The organism is Acetobacter okinawensis (assembly GCF_002153655.1).
In the GTDB taxonomy this organism is placed as follows: domain Bacteria; phylum Pseudomonadota; class Alphaproteobacteria; order Acetobacterales; family Acetobacteraceae; genus Acetobacter; species Acetobacter okinawensis_A.
Genome location: NZ_JOPJ01000102.1, coordinates 1 through 266 on the forward strand (window position 1 = coordinate 1; position 266 = coordinate 266).

The window sequence follows — 266 nt, forward strand, 5'->3', positions numbered from 1 at the left end:
GCCAGCGCGCATGGTGCGCCCATGGCGCCGGGTTTCCGGCTGGAAACATACGATACCCTGCGCTTTTCTGATGCAGGGTTCGTGGCCGGGGACGGCACGCCGTATCCTCCCTTTGTCAGTTCGGCCTTTGATCTGAGCCGGTCCATGACCCTCACCGCCGATGCGCTGGGTGGCTCCCTGTCCGCCGGGGGTGTGACATTTAATAATATCGGCGGCCCGCTCAATGAGACGCTGGCAGACAATGTGAATGACCACCTGCCCGTGCG

1 pseudogene is annotated in these 266 nt (G+C 62.8%); it reads left to right on the top strand.

Annotated features, from left to right (window positions below):
* Nucleotides 1–21 precede the first annotated feature (21 nt).
* Nucleotides 22–266, top strand: a pseudogene (locus HK26_RS13665) (hypothetical protein); the annotation flags it as partial.